At 68.6% G+C, this 2,699-nt stretch carries 1 protein-coding gene; it reads right to left on the bottom strand.

Going from position 1 to position 2,699, the window contains the following annotated elements; translation table 11 throughout:
* Window positions 1–2,584, bottom strand: a 2,584-nt coding sequence (locus ETD86_RS53795) for a condensation domain-containing protein (protein WP_281287125.1), incomplete at its 3' end; no start/stop codon positions are given.
* Between the last annotated feature and the right edge of the window lie 115 nt (window positions 2,585–2,699).

The raw sequence follows: 2,699 nt of genomic DNA, 5'->3' as shown, positions 1-2,699 counted from the left end.
ACACCGACACCAAATTCACCAACGACCCATGCCCGACCCCCACACCCTTCGGCACACCCGTCGACCCCGACGTATAAATCACATACGCCAACCCCGCCGGATCCACCCGCACAGATGGCACCGGCGCGCTGCCCGGCAAGGTCGCGAGCCGCGCCCGAACTTCCGGATCGTCCAGCACGATCACCGGAGCCGCGGCGTCGCCGTCGCCGACGGCGGCCGCGACCAGCTCATCTACGCCGCTGTCGGTGAGCACGGCCGCCGCACCAGCGTCATTCAGCAGCAGCGCGACCCGCTCGGCCGGGTTGGAGGGATCGATCGGCAGGTAGGCGGCCCCTGCCTTCCACACACCCACGATCGCGGTGACCATCTCCACACCGCGCGGCAGGCACAACCCCACCACCGACTCCGCCCCCACGCCGATGCCGCGCAGATGATGCGCGAGCCGGTTCGCGGCCGCGTCCAGTTCGGCGTAGGACCGCGTCGCCCCCTCGAACACCACCGCCGGAGCATCCGGGTTGGCGGCCACCTGCCGCTCGAACAACTCGACCACCGTCGCGTCGGGCAGTACCGCCGCGGTGTCGTTCCATCCCTCCAGCACCAGATCCCGCTCCTGCGGATCCAGCACCTCTACCTCATGCAGCCGCACATCCGGCGCCGCGGTGACACTGTCCAGCACCCGCAGCCATCGCTGAACGATGGTCTCCACCGTGCCGGCGTCGAAGAGATCCGCCGAGCCGATCATCGACCCGCGCAACCCCGCCGGATGTCCTTGTTCATCGACGACTTCTGACAGCGACACTTCCAAGTCGAACTTCGCCGCCGAGGACGCCCCGTCCACCCGGGCAGCCCCCGCGCTCACGCCAGGCATGTCCAGCACTGCGCGCTCGGTGTTCTGCACCGTCAGCATCACCTGGAACAACGGATGCCGCGCCAGCGACCGCACCGGCGCCAGTTCCTCCACCAACCGCTCGAACGGCACATCCTGATGCGCCAACGCCCCGAGACTCGCCTCCCGCACCCGGGCCAGCACCTGCCGAAACTCCGGATCCCCCGACAAATCCGTACGGATCACCAACGTGTTGACGAAGAACCCGACCAGATCATTCAGCGCCTCATCCGTACGCCCCGCCACGGCGGCACCGATCGGGACATCCGTACCCGCACCCAGCCGGGAGAGCAGCACCGCGAACGCGGCCTGCATCACCATGAACGGAGTCGCACCCTCGGCCCGGGCCAGCTCCACCAACCGCTGATGCATATCAGCGGGCACGTGCACCGGTACCCGGTGCCCACGATGACTGGCCACCGCAGGACGCGACCGATCGTAGGGCAGCCGCAACTCCTCCGGCGCCCCGACCAACGCCTGCCGCCAATAATCGACCTGCGCCGACAGCAGACTCTCCGGATCGGACTCCGCTCCCAGCAACTCCTGTTGCCACAGGGCGTAGTCCGCGTACTGCACTGGCAGCGGCTCCCACACCGGCGCCGCACCCCGCAGCCGCGCCGCGTACGCCGCCGACACATCCCGGCCCAGCGCCGCCCGCGACCAGCCATCACCCGCGATGTGATGCACCAGGACGACGAGCACCTGCTCGTCAGCGCCGGTCTGGAACAGCCACGCCCGGATCGGCACCTCGACCGCCAGGTCGAACGCGTGCTGTGTCGCCCGTCCCACAGCCTCGGCCAGTTCCGCGGCTTCGACCTGGGACACCTGCAGCGCCCAATCCAGCTCGTCCATATCCAGGACCCGCTGGTGGGGCTCACCCTCGGCAGCCGGGAAGATCGTGCGCAGCGACTCGTGCCGCCCGATGACATCCCGCAGCGCCGCAGCCAACGCCGGCACATCCAACTCGCCGGTCAACCGCACCGTCGTCGGAATGTTGTAAGTCGCACTCGGCCCCTCCAACTGCGCAAGGAACCACAACCGCCGCTGCGCGAACGACAACGGCACCCGCTCCGGACGCCCAGCCACCCGCAACGGCAACCGCGCCTCACCCACCCCCGACAACCGCGCCGCCAAACCCGCCACCGTCGACACCTCGAACAACGCCCGTAGCGGCAACTCCACACCCAACACCGACCGAACCCGCGACACCAACCGAACCGCCAACAGCGAATGCCCACCCAGCCGGAAAAAGTCGTCATCCACCCCAACCGACGACAAACCCAACACATCCGCGAACACGCCGCACAGGATCTCCTCCTGCACACTGACCGGCCCACGACCCGACCCACTCCCATACTCCGGAGCCGGCAACGCCTGACGATCCAGCTTCCCGTTCACCGTCAACGGCAACGCGGGCAACGAGACAACGGCAGCCGGAACCATGTACTCCGGCAACAGCCCCGCCACGAACTCCCGCACACCAACCCCATCAAGACCAGCCCCGCCGGCGTTGTCGGCGCTGTCGGTGTCGGCGGGCACCACATAGGCGACCAGCCGCTTGTCCCCCGGCACATCCTCACGAGCGACCACCGCCGCCTGGGCGACCTCGGGGTGGGCCAGCAGCGCGGCCTCGACCTCACCCGGCTCGATCCGGAACCCCCGAACCTTCACCTGCTCATCCGCACGACCGACGAACACCAACTGCCCATCCGCCGTCCACCTGGCCAGATCCCCCGACCGATACATCCGCCCACCCACCACGAACGGACACGCCACAAACCGCTCAGCAGTCAACCCCGCACGACCCACATAC

It is taken from the genome of Nonomuraea turkmeniaca (assembly GCF_005889735.1).
Taxonomy (GTDB): Bacteria; Actinomycetota; Actinomycetes; order Streptosporangiales; family Streptosporangiaceae; genus Nonomuraea; species Nonomuraea turkmeniaca.
This window is presented reverse-complemented; position numbering and strand designations above follow the sequence as displayed.